12 protein-coding genes are annotated in these 15454 nt (G+C 50.5%); 10 read left to right on the top strand and 2 right to left on the bottom strand.

Annotated elements, in window-relative coordinates:
* Positions 1–94: 94 nt before the first annotated feature.
* Complete coding sequence (fhuE, locus tag DCX48_17895; protein QXE16220.1) at positions 95–2308, bottom strand: ferric-rhodotorulic acid/ferric-coprogen receptor FhuE; 2214 nt, start codon at positions 2306–2308, stop codon at positions 95–97.
* Between the two features lie 742 nt (positions 2309–3050).
* Here fhuE and DCX48_17890 point away from each other — a divergent pair.
* The 4 genes from DCX48_17890 to DCX48_17875 all read left to right on the top strand — a co-directional run bounded on the left by DCX48_17890 (position 3051) and on the right by DCX48_17875 (position 7617).
* Complete coding sequence (locus tag DCX48_17890) at positions 3051–3464, top strand: N-acetyltransferase (GenBank protein QXE16219.1); 414 nt, start codon at positions 3051–3053, stop codon at positions 3462–3464.
* A 29-nt stretch (positions 3465–3493) separates the two neighbouring features.
* A complete protein-coding gene (locus DCX48_17885) occupies positions 3494–4183 on the top strand; it encodes a helix-turn-helix transcriptional regulator (protein ID QXE16218.1) in 690 nt (229 codons plus the stop codon).
* Between the two features lie 14 nt (positions 4184–4197).
* Positions 4198–5514 (top strand): cytosine permease, encoded by a 1317-nt coding sequence (locus DCX48_17880; GenBank protein QXE16217.1) that lies wholly within the window; start codon positions 4198–4200, stop codon positions 5512–5514.
* Between the two features lie 234 nt (positions 5515–5748).
* A complete protein-coding gene (locus tag DCX48_17875; protein QXE16216.1) occupies positions 5749–7617 on the top strand; it encodes an avirulence protein in 1869 nt (622 codons plus the stop codon).
* 123 nt (positions 7618–7740) lie between these two features.
* Here the strand turns inward: DCX48_17875 and azuC are convergent, their stop codons facing one another.
* Positions 7741–7797, bottom strand: coding sequence for a stress response protein AzuC (azuC, locus tag DCX48_17870; GenBank protein QXE17294.1), 57 nt, complete (start codon positions 7795–7797; stop codon positions 7741–7743).
* Positions 7798–8185: 388 nt separating this feature from the next.
* On the opposite strand from azuC, the gene DCX48_17865 reads away from it, so the two are divergent.
* The 6 genes from DCX48_17865 (at position 8186) to DCX48_17840 (ending at position 15452) form a co-directional block, all read left to right on the top strand.
* Positions 8186–9379 (top strand): MFS transporter, encoded by a 1194-nt coding sequence (locus tag DCX48_17865; GenBank protein QXE16215.1) that lies wholly within the window; start codon positions 8186–8188, stop codon positions 9377–9379.
* A gap of 338 nt (positions 9380–9717) precedes the next feature.
* A complete protein-coding gene (locus DCX48_17860) occupies positions 9718–10119 on the top strand; it encodes a biopolymer transporter ExbD (protein QXE16214.1) in 402 nt (133 codons plus the stop codon).
* Position 10120: 1 nt separating this feature from the next.
* Entirely contained in the window at positions 10121–10870 is a 750-nt protein-coding gene (locus tag DCX48_17855) for an energy transducer TonB (protein ID QXE16213.1), read from the top strand.
* A 77-nt stretch (positions 10871–10947) separates the two neighbouring features.
* Positions 10948–13188 carry a TonB-dependent receptor gene (locus tag DCX48_17850; protein ID QXE16212.1) on the top strand — a complete coding sequence of 747 codons (2241 nt, stop codon included), beginning with the start codon at positions 10948–10950 and terminating at the stop codon, positions 13186–13188.
* A gap of 268 nt (positions 13189–13456) precedes the next feature.
* On the top strand, positions 13457–14125 hold the full coding sequence (locus DCX48_17845) for a MotA/TolQ/ExbB proton channel family protein (GenBank protein QXE16211.1): 669 nt from the start codon (positions 13457–13459) through the stop codon (positions 14123–14125).
* Positions 14118–15452 carry a phospholipase gene (locus DCX48_17840; protein QXE16210.1) on the top strand — a complete coding sequence of 445 codons (1335 nt, stop codon included), beginning with the start codon at positions 14118–14120 and terminating at the stop codon, positions 15450–15452. Before DCX48_17845 ends, DCX48_17840 begins: the two co-directional genes overlap by 8 nt.
* Positions 15453–15454: the final 2 nt, after the last annotated feature.

Here is a 15454-nt window from a genome sequence, read left to right as displayed (position 1 = left end):
TCAAATCCCCGCCGAGACTGTCGGCGGGGATTATCATTGAGTTACGATGTAGAATGCATGCACTTAAACTTTAAAAAAAACATGCATTTAATCTTTAAAAGGCATAGTTAACCGTCATAGAGACACTGCGCGGCGCGCCATACACGGCATAAGGCGCAAGGTAGTCGCTGTACTCTTTATCAAACAGGTTGTTGATATTCGCCTGTACCGCCAGCTGTTTAGTGACCTGATAGCGGCTAAACAGGTTAACCAATGCGTAGCTGCCTTGCTCGGCACGCAGCGTGGTATTTTGCGGGCCGGAACCCTCCTGCCAGATGCCATTTTGCCAGTTCACGCCGCCGCCAACGGTTAATTCCGGCAGCGTTGGTAACTGGTAGCGGGTAAACAACTTGAACGACGTGCGCGGCTGTTCTGGGTTGACCGACTTACCATCTTGATCGTCAACCACATAGCGCGAACCGCCAAACGTCATTTGCAGGTTATCCGTCACCGCGCCATTAACTTCAAACTCGATCCCTTTGCTGACAACACCATCAACTGTACGGTAGGCAAACTCACCGCCACCGCCGGGAATCGCGATTCCCGTTGATTGTCCCAAGTTATCCTGCTCAATGCGGAAAATTGATACCGAGGCAGTCAGGCGGCTGTTATACCAGTCTCCCTTAACACCCGTTTCGTAGTTTTTACCCGTAGTAGGAGACAGATACTTTTTATTAATATCTTTTTGCGTTTGCGGCTGGAAGATATCGGTGTAGCTGGCATACGTCGACCAGGTATCGTTGATGTCATAAACCAGACCAACATAAGGCGTCACGCGATTATTGCTGGTATCACCCGTCGAACCAATGATGCTCCAGTCGGTATAACGCGCACCGGCAATCAAATGCAGCGGATCGGCTAGAGAGAAACGCGCCGACGCATAGAGCGATTTTTGACGCGTGGTTGAATGTTCATAATCTGCCCAAGGTCCCCACGCTGGATCGGCAATATTGCCATTCCAGTTATAGTAATTGCCCATATCTGCCGGGCTGATCGTCGATTGCGTATTATAGAACTGGCTACGTTGGCGATTATAGCTGCCGCCTACCACCAGCTCATGCTGGCGTCCTAATAGCTCGAACGGTCCAGAGGCGTAAGTGTCAATCGCATCAACTTTACGGGTTCCCTTATTCCATCCACCATAGGCTCCAGTATTGAAGCCAGACGGATCAACAAGCATTCCGGTATCTTTATCGAGGAAACCATTGGCATACATCAGCTTGGAATCGAAGTTGGTTTCGCCATGCGTCCCGTTCATACGCACCTGCCAGCCGTTATCAAAGCGTTGAGTTAGATCGGCAAACACTTTTCTCGACGTTTTATCGGAATAACTCCAGTTCGGCGCGGAGTTAAATTTGTGTCCAAAATTCGTGGGGCTGCCATCGGTAAACCACGTTGGCAAACCACCCCAAGTTGGGCTATCGGTGTTGTGTTCCTGATAATCATAGCCAAGCGACAACGTGGTGGAATCGGTGACATCAGCATCAATCACGCCGTAGAGGAATTTCTTGCGACTATGGTAACGATCGAGCCAGGTGTCGTTATCCTGATAGCCCGCAATTACGCGCCCGCGCACGTTACCGGATTCCGTCAACGGCGCAGACAGATCGGCCACCATCCGTTGTTTATCCCATGAACCGTAGCTGCCAGATACCGAGCCTTTGAACTCGCGGCTGTCCGCATGCTTGCGCACCATGTTCACCGCAGCAGCAGGGTTACCCGTTCCCGTCATTAGTCCCGTCGCACCGCGTACCACTTCAATACGATCATAGATCGCCGTGTCTGAGCCTGAATCACCAAAATCCCAGATTTCGTTAACCACCGTCGGAATATCGTCAAACAGATAGTTAGTGATACGAAAACCACGAGCGAAATACGTCGCACGTTCGGAGTCGATAATTTTAGAGGACACACCCGTCGTGTTCGCCATCACCTCGCCAATGGTTTGCAGGTTCTGATCTTCGATACGCTGCTTGCTGATAACACTCACCGACTGCGGGATATCACGCGGCGTCAGCGTCATCTTCGTTCCGGCGCTAGTGACTTTCACGCTGTAATCCTGCGGATCGCTGGCCTCTGCATTCGCATTGGCGTTAGCGCTGACGACAAGTGTGTCGCCTGAGGCGGGATTTTCTTCGGCAACAGCCTGAGTAGGCAGGAAAGAGGCAGAAATCAACAGGGCGAGAAGAGAAACTCCGAATGGTTTTGCTCCGGCCAGCGAAGAATCACAAACGCGCGTTTTCCCGGCGCGAGTAACTCCAAAAGACATGGTATATCCTTGGTTAACGAATGATGATTTTGGCGAGATGCTGATGCGTTTCTTGTCAACATTTGCACAGGAAGGAAAATGATAACTATACGCATTATTATTGTTATTTCAATAAAATGGTCAATGTCATTGAAATGCAGTCAGATAGAAAAGAACAAATCACCATATCGTTAACAAGACAGTGTTAAAAAAGAAACATTTACCGATTCTGTGGTCACAGCGCAGCCAGTGTCGCGGGTAAAAGATCCATACTGGACAATCGCAAAATAGCGCGCTATCGAACGTTCAACCAGAACAGCGTCATGAGAAGCCGTAACAATTCAATGAGAACAATAACAATGTCGCCTTTTGCAATGGCACAACATACGCTATGTGGAGGGAATTAAAGGGTGGGAGGGCCAGCGAAATGGTAATGCATTTCGCTGGCACAAACCGAGCTGTGTGATAAGCCAGTCAAGGGGAAGAATCGAAGAGTAACTCACTCATAAAAAACATATTTTTCGACACAACATACATTTTTATTATAAATAGTCTGGTATTTTCCCTGGCGAGGCAAATACGGACTTAATTTCTTTTTTTATCAACATATAATCAATAAATATCAGATTATGTTTCTTATCATAGAGCAATATAGCGACGTAAGAACGAGTGAAATTCACCCTTGCCTAAATATTTTTAACATGGTAAAGAAATATTCATATTGGAAGTATAGTTTAGCGTGCTAATAATGAGGTTTATTGTAATGAATTTGAATGTTACTGACACACCAGAGCCAGATGAAGAAGAATTTGTAATAGAAAGCCTTTGGAAACACAATGAGCAGTACGAGTCTGTTGATATTTCCCCGCTCTTCTTAAATTTCAAAGATGATGAAAATAACATTATCGCAGGGTTAATTTCCAGAACCTGGTGGGGAGCATTGGAAGTTCAATATCTTTGGGTCAGTGAGGCGTATCGTAAAAGTGGTCTTGGCCGTAAACTTATGCAAAAAGCTGAAAATGAAGCATTAAAACGTGGGTGCCATCAGGCTTACGTTGATACATTCGGATTCCAGGCTAAGGGGTTCTACGAAAAACTGGGATACACCGAGTATGGGAACCTGCCGGGGTATGCACACAAGCATACTCGACATTATTTAGCTAAATTAATTCGTTGAATTAATCCCGACCTATTAAGGAGGGCAGGATGCCATCATCAAAAACAAACATGACTGATTATATTCGCAATCTGATTATTATGATGGAGTGTTTAAATGAACCATGGGGTATTAAAGATTTATCATCACGCCATGTTTACATGAATAAAGCCGCTTACCTTTATACCAACACACCGATGGGTTTTGATATTGAAGGACGACTTGATGATGAATTTCCTGCCAGTTGGGCGGAGCTTTCCGACGATTTAAAAGAACATGACAGGATGACAGAAAATAGTGAACAGCGCGTAACCGTGATCGAAACACACTATTGGTATGGAAAGAAAACGCTGACCCCCTTCGTCAGTGAAAAAATCCCCATTTTTGATGAGAATAAGCTTTGTATTGGGACTATGTGGAATGCCAGGCCTTTGGATACAAGGTCTCCACTTATATACATAGACCAAAAGAAGCCAACCACATTACAAACCGAGTTAACTACCAGCATTTTCACCCAATCAGAATTGGATATTATATTTCTGATATTACAGCGTTTTTCAAATAAAGAAATCGCAAGAAAAATGAACGTATCACCCAAAACAATCGAAAACAGAATATATAACATGTATCAAAAGGCAGAGGCGCACTCATTACCTCAATTTGAGGAGTTTTGTCGCCATCTGGGAATCGATGGTTATATTCCTAACTCTCTCATCGAGAAAGGCATTCAATTTATATAAGAGAACATATCTACATGGAAAAAATAGATGATTACCCCGTCAGCCGCGTTCCGCTAAATGTCAGGCTGCCTTTCTTAAACGTGGCATTAGTGCATATCGGCATGTTAACCGCGCTAGACCAGTTTATGCTAGGTGCGGTACTTGGCCATTCAATGACGCTAAGTCAGGCGTTCCTCTCCATATTTATTGGCAGTGCCATCTTTGGCGTAGTGACTGTGGGGCTTGGCTATGCGGGAATGAAAGAAGGCATGTCGGGAAGCCTGCTCGCACGCTGGTGCGGCTTTGGCCGTATGGGTTCAGTCCTGATTGGGTTGGTTATCGCCATTAGCCTTATCGGCTGGTTCGGCGTCCAAAATGCCGTTTTCGCCAAAGCGCTTAACTTTGCGATGGCGGATAAGCTCGGCTTTGGCTGGTCTGCCGCCTTGTCCGGTATTGCGCTAACGCTACTGGTTGCCTTTGGTTTTAGAGCATTACGTTTCACGGCCAAAATCGCCGTACCCATGTTTATTATCGTTATCGGCTATATCTCGATAATGACACTCTCAGGCCACAATATTGCTGAACTGATCGCCTCAGCGCCTAACGGCGAGGTCATTTCCATTAGTGCTGGCGCGACGATGGTAGTAGGCGGTTGCATCGTCGCCAGCTTAATTACTCCAGATATGACGCGTTATTCCCAAAAGGGAAAACACGTGTTCTGGATGACGATGCTGTCGATTATCGTCGGGGAGTTTATTGTGAATGGCCTCGCCATCATTATTGCCCGCGCACTCAATACCGCAGATGTCGTGACGATCATGTCCCAGGCGGCTGGTGGCATCGGGCTAATTGCCGTTATATTTTCGACATTGAGGGTGAACGATATCAACCTTTATTCCTCCTCTTTGGGAATCGCCAATGCCATAGAGGGCGTCACGGGGAAAAAATTACGCTATGTCTCGATAACGCTGGTGATTGGCCTCATCGGCACCGCGCTATCCGTCGCGGGTATTCTAGACCGTTTTATCGATTTTCTGACGCTATTGGGCGTGCTGTTTCCACCCATTATCGGCGTGATGCTGGTTGATTATTATATTTTGCGCACTCACAGAACGCTGCTGGACACCAGCCGTGCCGAAGGCCAACTACCCGATATCGCACAAACGCCGCTGATTGGCTGGCCGGCTATTATTGCCAGCATTGCCGGTGCCATCGTCGGATTAGCCTTTGAATGGGGCGTGCCAGCGTTTAATTCGTTACTGGCAGCCAGTCTGCTTTATTGGCTAATAAAGATTTATACCAATAACCACATTCATTTTAGGAAACTAGAACATAACCAAAATTTAAAATGAAATAGGTAACAAGATAAAATTAATCTATAATCCAATCGACCCCTTTCTACAGAGGTCGATATTTTTTACTTAAGCAAAAATAATTCCTGAATAATTCTAACTGCATGTAGCAGTAACGCACGGGCAGTTTGCAATATGACGGACATATAGGATGGGGTCTTATATATCAACGAGGAATCCCCTCTCGTGAAATAATAAGGCTGATTAGCAATATTCATGCTAGGAAAAGGATTTATGCCAAAAATAAAAACACTTCTCACGCCGCTAAACTGTCTACTCGTTTTAAGTGGCGCATTGATGGTCAATACGGCAAATGCCGCTGAAGCTTGCGTCGCGGGTAACTGGCAGGTAAATAGTTCCATCACCGATATGCCTTCCGTAAAATACCAGACTGAGCACTTTGCCTTCCGCTGGAATAATAACGACGTTAACCGTAATGATGCGGTTGCCGCTGGGCAGAAACTGGAACAAATTTGGGATAAGTTCATTAACCAAATTCAATACCCCGAGCCTTACTGCAAGCAGACAGTAAAATATAAAGCCAATATTCACATTGATCCCACTTTTGGACTCAGCGGCGGTATTGCTGGCGGTGGCAGCATGGGAATGTGGATCGGCCCAGCATCGCTGAAGGACAACTGGGGACTGGCGCATGAATTTACCCATGCGTTACAAGGGCAAACTGGCGGCTTCCAGGGTGCGGGCGGGGATGACTACGTTGGCTGGATTTGGGAATCCCACGCGAACTGGATGACGCACCAGATGGATGAATTCCGCGGTACGTCTGCACACTGTTCAGAAATGCAGGTCAACTATTCACATATTTATCTGGGTTCAACACGTAACCGTTACTGCAACTGGCAGTTTATGGAATATCTGAAGAACCGCTTTGGCTATAGCGCCATCAACGACATGTGGTCAAAAGCGCCGAAAGGGGGCGAAAGCGGACAGTCTACCGCCGATCCATTGTCCGTTCTGCGTACTAACATGGGTTGGAGCCAGTCTGAATTCAACGATACCTTCGGTGACTGGGCGATGCACAACGTCAACTGGGATTACATTGATCCAGACGGCTTCGATCGTGGTCGTTTTTATCGTTCAACCTACGGCAGTTATGGTGCAGTCCAACCCAACCAGAATAACGCCGACCGCCTGCTGAGAACCACCGCGCTTGAGCCGGTTGCTGGTGCCAATGCTAGCCTACGACGCTTCTCCGTACCGTTCGATCAGGCTCCGCAGCAGTTAGGCTACAACATCGTCCGACTGATTCCAGAAAGTGGTGCGACGAAAATCACCGTTAAATTCCGTGGCATGGTGCAGAGCAAATCGGCCATTACCCGCTTCCCTGGGCTGAAAAACGATCCGGCAACGATGCCACAGCCGAATTCCGACTGGCGCTGGGGTATTGTCGCTATCGGTTCGGATGGCGTTTCACGCTACAGCGAATTGCAGCGCGGCGCGTCTGCCACGGTGAAAAACTTCACCATCCGACAGGACGATAGCGGTATTTACATGGTGGTGATGGGTACACCGTCGCAAATGCAGAAAATCAAGTGGGATCAGGCTTACTACTCTCTTTATCGCTACCCGTGGATGGCTGATTTCACTGGCGTTTGGCCTGAAGGAAGTCAACCCGGCGCACCGAATCCAACCGCTAACGGTTCTCGCCACGCAAACGGCGGCGGCTGGGTGTCTAACTCTGCCAATGTCGCCCCTACTGCATACGTCGGGCCTTATGCTCGCGTGATCGGCGGTACGGTGAGGGATAACGCCAGAATTGAAGATCGTGCAACGATTCTGAGCGGAACGGTGGAAGGACGCGCCGTTGTCAGCGGCCTGACAGTAATGCAGGGCAATACTATCGTGCGCGATAACGCGCGACTGCATACGGTCTTCATGGGGCCAGGAGCCTATGAACGCGGCATTGTGCTGTCAGGCAATGCACAGATGCGTGGAGATGCAGAAATTCGCGGCGTTTCCGCGTCGCAGGGCGTGTTCTATGGTTTTATTGATGAAGAGGAAGTCAAAAGCAGTGCAGCCGGCGCTTACCTGACTGACGCTGTACCAGAAGTAACGGCGGTTCCGGTCTACAGCACGAAATAGTATCACTACGAAAAGGGGAACGGACTCAGAATCACGTTACGTTGGTTCTCAAAACAAGTTAGCCCCATAAATAAACAGGCCGCCATATTGGCGGCCTGTTTTATGCGATGCATAGCACAGATTCTAGAACAGTGCGCCAGGCGGCACGTTTTTATAGGTATTCAGGTAAGCCGCCAGCATTTTTTTAAATAAGTTACGCACTTTTTTCACCTTGGTTTTACTTTTGAATGACGCGATGGAGTTGATCTTGTCTTACTGGCAGTGACCTGCCTTATGGTGGTGAATTGTACACCTCTGTTGAGCAAAAGCTAATTTTTTGTGACACAAGTCACACAATAAAACTCACCTATGCTATCCCCTACCCGCGCTGATTTTCTTTTGTTGCGAATCATTACCCTCAGTGACCAATACGCCGCTGGCTATGCTATGCTCATGATGAAAGACGAAATTTTAGTCACTGCCCGTTATTAATTGAGCGCCATTCACTGCCGGTTAGCACACTTTTTCACGCGCAGTCACCGCGGTTTCGCCATTGGTTATTCGCTGATGAAGGCCCGTTCCGACCCCCATGGAAACCTGGAAACTTAACCTCTTCTCTGCCTGGCTGGGATGCTTTTTCACCGGGCTGGCCATGAGCCAGATATTGCCCTTCCTGCCACTGTACATAGAACAGCTTGGTGTTAATTCGCACGAGTCTCTAAGCCTGTGGTCCGGTTTGATCTTCAGTTCGTCTTTTCTGATCTCTGCCATCGTTGCACCACTGTGGGGAAGCCTCGCTGACCGTAAAGGCCGCAAGCTTATGCTGCTGCGTGCCGCACTCGGCATGGCGATCGTGATGTCGTTGCAGGGATTGGCGACCAACGTGTGGCAGTTGTTCATCCTGCGTTCGCTAATGGGGCTGACCTCCGGGTACATTCCCAACGCAATGGCGCTGATTGCCTCACAGGTTCCGCGTGAAAAAAGCGGCTGGGCGCTGGGCATGCTATCGACTGGGCAGATTGCTGGCGTCATCCTTGGTCCCTTATTCGGCGGCTTTATGGCCGACTACATTGGGTTACGCATCGTCTTTTTCATCACCGGCGGCCTACTGTTTACCAGCTTTCTGATTACGCTTTTCGCTATCAAAGAGAGTGTGGTTAAAGTCACCAAAGAAAATAGGCTAAGCGGGAAAGCCGTCTTTGCTTCTCTACCTTATCCGGCACTCATCATCTGTCTGTTCATTACGACGATGATGATCCAGATGGCAAACGGCTCCATCAGCCCCATTCTGACGCTGTTCATCCGCGATTTGGCTCCCGGCACGAACAACATTGCCTTTATCAGCGGCGTGATTGCCGCCATTCCCGGCGTGTCCGCCCTGCTATCGGCACCACGCCTTGGCCGTTTAGGCGACCGAATCGGCGCACAGCGCGTCCTGATCGCGGCGCTGGCAATCAGCGTACTGCTATTCCTCGTCATGGCGCTGGTACAAAGCCCCACACAGCTCGGCATCCTGCGCTTTATGCTGGGCTTTGCCGATGGCGCACTGATGCCAACCGTGCAGGCGCTATTAGTCAAATACAGCAGCCAACAAGTGACAGGCCGCATCTTCGGCTATAACCAGTCATTCATGTATCTGGGCAACGTGCTGGGGCCGCTGATGGGTTCTGGCGTGTCTGCCCTGATGGGATTCCGCTGGGTGTTCGTCGTGACCGCTTTTCTGGTGCTATGCAACACGCTGCAACTCTTTTTCGCCTTCAAGAAACCGCGCGGAAAAGGATAGCTATCCTGACAAAGGATAACTCTCCAACCAAAGTATAACGACTCGGCCAATGGCTTCACTGGCTATTCATTTTCTGCTGTTCTCACCCGCCTAATGTGCTTTTCCTTTCTCTCGGAATTATTCCACCACTGTTAAAAAATGATGTAAAAACATCAAAAAAACTTATTTTTTGACAAAAAATTACCATCAAAACGTATCAATATGAAAAATTAATCACATAAATGTAAAAAAACTTAAACAAACCCTACCTATATTGGCTGCTTTGTTTCGATGCCACGCGAATTGCCCTGTTCAGACATTTAGACATTCAGACATTCGCGCCTGTAGGGAAATGAGTAATGAGAAACTGGAACGAACCTAAAAAGCAAAAAGCCCATATCGATTTGGTTCCTATGATCGATGTGATGATGTTCCTGTTGGTCTTCTTTGTCCTGATCAGCATGAACGTTATTCCAGCGCTTGGCCTGAAAACACAGCTCCCCGCCGCAGGCAGTGCACAGCAACTCAAGCCGCAGAAAAAAGCGATCATCACGCTTGGCGCACAGGATCAACTTGAGCTGGACGGGCAGCCGATGGCGCTGAGCGATCTCATCAATACGCTGCAACAGCAGCAAGACCAGCAAACCACCATCATTATCAACAGCGATAAAAGCGTCGAGGTTGAGCGTCTGGTCGCCGTCATGGATACCCTGCGTCAGGGGGGCTTCTCGTCCATTTCTATCGCCACCCGGAAATCGTGACATGTATCCGCTCTATCGCTCACGCCACGCCATCAGTTGGTTGCCGTTACCGGTCTTTGCCACCTGCCTGTTCTTCGCCAGTCAACAGCCACCGCTGAAAGTTCAGCAGCAATACGACGAAACGGTCATGGCGCTCACGCTGGCTGAGCCGGAACCGATTCCCCAGCCCGAACCGCTCCCAGAGCCGAAACCCGTGCTACAGCCGAAACCAGAACCCGAGCCGATTCCGGTTGATGAGCCAGACCCGATTATAGAAGCACCGCCGGTTATTCCCCCTAAACCGGAAGTGAAGCCGAAGCCTAAACCAGAGGTTAAGCCCAAGGCAGAAACTAAACCGAAACCAACGCCTGCTCAGGCCAAACCGACTGCGCCACGCCCGGAAGTTCCGATCAAACGCTCGGCACCGACGACGAATGCTGCACCATCCGCGCCGTCGGTGAATGTCGCCGCGCTGGAAAATAGCTATGCACAGGCACTGCGCGCGCAGCTTGAACAAACCAAACGTTACCCGACTGGGCGACAGGCATCGCTTGAACGTCCCGAAGGCCGTGTTGAAGTCTGGCTGGAAGTCGATCGCACAGGGCGAGTCATCAATTCTGGGATCAACAGCAAAGCACCCAACATGCTGCTTAACCGCGCGGCACAGGCCAGCTTACAGAGCATCAAACAGGTTCGGGCCTTCCCTGCCGATGCCTTTGCAGGACAAAGCACAAAACGCTTTTTAGCCACGTTTGATTATCAGGCGCAATAGCGTTTCGCACCTGAGCAAGAGAGTGAACCAGCAAAACAACATCAACAGTATATTACTGATAATACTAGGATTATGAAATGAAACCGTTCAAACTTTCTGGGGTATGTTTGTCCGTCGTCGGCGCATTATTGGCAGGCTCCGCGCTGGCGGAGGAGGCGACAAATGTCGGCACCATCAACGTACAGGGGCAACCACTCGGCGCAGGGCTAATGGTTCAAGAAGACAGCGCCAAATCACGTTCGACCGTGACGAAAGACGCGCTGGACAAGATGCCCGCCGCAGGCAACGCCATTGATAAACTGAAATACACCGCTGGCCTGAACGTCAGCAGCAATGACGCCAGCGGCTTGAGCGGCGTCAGCTATACCATGCGCGGCATGAGTGCGGATCAGGTCGGCCTGTCATCGGACGGCATTCCCGTCAATGACTCCGGCGACTACGCCGTGTACCCGAACGGGATGGGCGATCCAGAAAACCTGGAGCAGATTTTCGTTACCCAAGGTTCGTCAGAAATGGATGGCCCGCACATCGGTGCCAGCGGCGGTAACATCGGGCTGGTTTCCCACCGTCCGGCGAAAGAGTTTGGCGGCTTCGTTAAGCAAACGTTCGGCAGTAACAACCTCAGCAAGACCTTTGCGCGTCTGGAAACCGGTAAACACAACGGCTTCAGCAGTTGGCTTTCTTACTCGTATACCGATTCCGACAAATGGCGTGGCGCAGGGTATTCCCGCGCTGATAAAGTCGAGTGGAATGGCCTGTACGAACATGAAAATGGCCACAGCAGCAACCTGATTGTGAAATACAATCAGCAAGATACCATCAACTATTCAACGCTGAGCAAACGGCAGTTCGAGCAAAACGGGCGCAAGATGGATTACGCCATGACGCCGGTTTACAACAGCCGTGGACAGATTTCTCAATCCTACAAACTCAACCGCAATAACTTTGAAACGCTGAATGTCACATTCACCCAGAAATTGCAGCTACGCGATAATCTGGCGTTGACCTTACAGCCTTACTATTTCTCGACGAACGGCGGCAGCTTTGGCAGCGGAAGCGCCAGCGTGTTATCTGCAACGTCGGACCGCGCGGGTAACTACGATCTCCGTAATCTGACCTCGAACACCTACTACCGCCCTTCATGGACGGAAACCTGGCGGCCGGGTATCACCACCAAGCTGAAATGGGATCTTAACGATGAACATAGCCTGGATATCGGTTACTGGTTCGAGCGTGCCCGCCAGCGCCAAACGCAGCCATTCATTCCAATCCAGAGCGACGGCAACCCGGTGAACGTCTCCGGCAAACCCGGCGATGCCAATCAGATCACCGACGCTAACGGAAAAGTGGTTCAGGGTCGTAACCAGTTTACCGTCACGCCAGCGCATAAAATCTGGGTACAGGACACTTGGTTCTTCTCACCAGAATGGACGTTCACCGGCGGTTTGGCCTATCAGCACGTAGAACGTGACGGAACTAACCTCGGCAGCCTGTATAACGTCGCAGAGAAAAAGAACAAGAAGTACCACGAATTCCTGCCCAGCTTTAACGCGGCTTACCGCATCAATACCGAAAATCAGGTGTTCTATAACATCACGCGCAACATGCGCACCCCGCCCAACTACGTCTTATACAACGTTGGCGATTCTATCAACACCAAACCTGAGCTGAGTTGGAATCAGGAACTCGGCTGGCGCTTCCAGGATGAGGACATGCTGCTGAGCGCCTCGCTGTTCTTTATCCGCTTTACCGACCGCCAGATCTCCAGCCGTAACGCCGACGGTGATTACGAAATGATCAACGCTGGAAAAGTGGAAAACAAAGGGCTGGAGCTGGAGTGGAGCGGCAAGCTGCCTCACAACTTCAACTACTTCGCCGCTTATACCTATACCGATACCGAGCAGAAAAATAATCTCGCCACCAGCGGCAGCCAACTCCCCACCACGGGCAAGCAGGCAGCCAATGCACCGAAAAATATGCTCAACCTCGGGCTGGGCTATGACGACGGCCTTTACTACGCCGGCGTGAATAGCCGCTATGTCGGTTCGTTCTACGGCGATATGACCAATGACGAGAAGATCGGCGGACGTACCGTTTTCGATCTCAGCGCCGGCGTCTATCTGCCAGTGGATAAGAAGATCGTGAAAAGCGCCACCTTACGCGTTGGCGTCAGCAATCTGTTCGACAAAGAGTATCTCGACTCAGCACGCTCAGTGAGCTTCAACTCGAGATCGTATAACGGCGTATCGGCAGGCACACCGTTTTACAACGTCGGGGAAGAACGCACCTTCAGCGCCTCACTGGAAGCCACGTTCTAATTCGTTAATAGCCGAAGCACAGAGCAAAACGGGGGTAATGGGATAGAAGAGTAAAGCGTCCGCGCCAGGGACAAAAACGTCAGGAACGTTTTTTGAACGTCGCTTGCGACGGCCCTGAAAGGGTGAATCTCAGGGATGAGATTCATATCTGCGCGGCTCGAGCTTACAGGGATGTACTTGCAGCGTCTTTACGATCTACCCATTACACCCGCCCGACGGACATCGTCATCATAAATCACGCCCAACAAGACAACAGAAGGATCAGGCCATGAACGCCGATATGCTGCACGAGATTATTTTCTACGTCATGTACGCCTCACTGGTGATCGCCCTGATGATCATCATCGAGCGCAGTCTCTATTTTTCCTATACACGCCGGCAGGCCAAACGTCTGGACCGCGCGCTAACGGCGGATATTCGCCACGTTCACGATCTCCCAGACGCACTGACCCAGCGCCCAAGCCTGCCTATCACAGTAGTCACGCCCGTTCTGGCGCAGTCACATCAGGCAGAAAACCGCGATGCGCTTAACGACCTGATCGACGCACAATATCTGCAAAGTAAGCCACAGCTGTCTCGCGGGCTATGGATTCTCGAAACCGTCGTTACCGCAGCACCGTTACTAGGGCTGCTCGGCACCATCATGGGGATCATCGACACCTTCAAAGCCCTGTCCGCCGCCGGAATTTCCGACCCGAGTCAGGTTTCTGCCGGAATGGGAACCGCGCTGTACGCCACCGGACTGGGGATCGCCATCGCACTGGTTTGCCTGCTGGGGAACAATTTTCTGCAAAGCCGGATGGAACACATCAACGAAATGCTGAAAGTCCTGCTGATTCGTGCCGGAATGCCGCATACTCGCCAACAGAAAGCGGGCCCTGCGGTGGCACATAATTCCATGACAGAGAAAGCGATGGCGGAGAAACGCTATGCTTAATCGTGGTGGTTTCACGTATCCGGGGCAACGCTGGAAGCATTGCATCAACACGCTGCTGACAGGAGGCGTATTGCTTATTGTAAGTGCGTCAGCCTATGCCGACTCCAACGCTCTCGGCTATAAAATTCCCGGCTATGAGCTCGTCTATGACGCCCCGATGGAAACCACGCTGACCACCCCCGATTTACGCCCGAGCGATGCGGTGTGGATATCGCTGTTTGATAACGCCCAGCACACGATTGAACTGGGCCAATTCTATGTCGCTAATCAGGCAGGAACACGCCTCGATAGCGTTTTACAGCATCTGCGTGCCGCCGGAGAACGCGGCGTGCGAATCCGTCTGCTGCTCGAAGAAAAAGGGCTAAAAATTTCCACACAGGACACGCTGGATCAGCTCAAAACCATCCCGAATCTGGAACTGCGCGTGATTCCCTTTGAACGCCTGAGCGGCGGGATTCTGCATGCCAAATACCTGCTGGTTGATGGCAAACAGGCTTACATGGGTAGCCAGAATCTTGATTGGCGAGCGCTGGAGCACATTCACGAAACGGGGTTATTGATCGACGACCCACGCGTGGTGAATCAAATTAGCACCATTTTTGAACAAGACTGGCAGGCACAGGCGCGACTGAGCAACGGAGAAACCGTTCCACCGCTACCCGCATCGACGGATGCCGTTGACCGTTCAGGCAACTATCTGGTTGCCAGCCCCAAAGCGTTTAATCCCGCTGGCGTGATGGATTCAGAAGAAGAACTCCCTCGTCTGCTGGCGGAAGCCCAGCAGCAGGTTCGCATTCAGGTGATGGATTATGTCCCGCTCTCCTACGGCCCCGATAAAACGCGCCCGTTCTATGCGGTTATCGATAACGCGATTCGCACCGCCGCCGCACGCGGCGTACAGGTAGAGCTGATGGTGTCCGAATGGAGCACCAAAATGCCGAATATCGCCTACCTGAAAAGTCTGGCATTGCTACCCAACATCCAGATAAAAACGGTGTCGATACCGCAAGTCAGCAGCGGCTTCATCCCTTTTGCCCGCGTGATCCACAGTAAGATCATGACCATCGACGGCACGAAAACCTGGATCGGCACCAGCAACTGGAGCGGTGGCTATCTGGATAACTCGCGTAATCTAGAGATGGTGATTCAGAACCCAGCGATGGCGCAGCGGGTAGACCTGCTCTATACACAACTGTGGAACAGTGCGTACGCGCATCCTCTGCGTATTGATTATGATTACCCGCAGCCCAATCCGGGCGGCGTGAAAGAGAAAGAGCAAGAAAACACCGCTTCATCCACGACAGGCGGCACGGTCACCGCGCCGTAGCC

Source organism: Pectobacterium atrosepticum, from assembly GCA_019056595.1.
Classification (GTDB): domain Bacteria; phylum Pseudomonadota; class Gammaproteobacteria; order Enterobacterales; family Enterobacteriaceae; genus Pectobacterium; species Pectobacterium atrosepticum.
This window is presented reverse-complemented; position numbering and strand designations above follow the sequence as displayed.